This is a genomic window from Lacticaseibacillus chiayiensis (assembly GCF_004123795.1).
Classification (GTDB): Bacteria; Bacillota; Bacilli; order Lactobacillales; family Lactobacillaceae; genus Lacticaseibacillus; species Lacticaseibacillus chiayiensis.
The window spans coordinates 1-662 of sequence record NZ_MSSM01000088.1 but is presented as its reverse complement, the minus strand read 5'-3'; the positions used below and the strand labels follow the sequence as shown (position 1 = coordinate 662).

The 662-nt window shown below is 45.1% G+C and carries 1 protein-coding gene and 1 pseudogene; both read right to left on the bottom strand.

Going from position 1 to position 662, the window contains the following annotated elements; translation table 11 throughout:
* A partial coding sequence (locus BVJ53_RS14710; protein ID WP_129302978.1) for a hypothetical protein occupies nucleotides 1-295 on the bottom strand: 295 nt, incomplete at its 3' end.
* Nucleotides 292-662: pseudogene (locus BVJ53_RS14705) on the bottom strand (ATP-binding protein); the annotation flags it as partial. The gene BVJ53_RS14710 and the pseudogene BVJ53_RS14705, both read right to left, overlap by 4 nt.

Here is a 662-nt window from a genome sequence, read left to right as displayed (position 1 = left end):
AGAAGTCCAGTGATGCGAAGTGCTTAGCTAGTTTAATTAACTTAAGCAAGCTACCCGAAACTTTGCCGTCAGCATATACGCTATCTGACGCTTCATGAATCATGCGTGTATTTGCCTGAACAATTCCCCCAACAAGCACGATGATGTCTTGCCACTGTGATTCAGTAACGTTTAGGCAGCCACTGTCATAATAACGGTAGATGTCCGCTACTGTTTGATTCAATGCCGTTTCGTATGCTCGCAGCCGCTTATCCAAGCTTTGCAAATATCTATTTATCATTTCGTCTGCAGTCACGATCTTTTCCCCCTTACGTCTGTTAGTTTTTCAAAATTTAATGTGCAATCTTTTGATTTTGGAATAATTCGGCTGATGAGTTTGCTGTTGTACATGCGTTCAAGCTCATCCATCTCGTTGTTGGTTGTGATGATCGTTGATAGACGAGGCGTGTTGCTTTCAAAATCAAGACGAGCATTCGCAACACGGTACATCAACTCTTGCATGTCACGTCTCACTGGCTTGATGTCTAGCTTCATACCGCCCTCTGTTCCGAAGTCGTCCAACAACAGCACGTCAGCCTCTTTCATTGCCCGCTCAATGCCCGCTAAACGCTGGCGAACGTCTGGTGCATCGTATTGCAAGCTCATTAGGTTGCTCAGCTMTG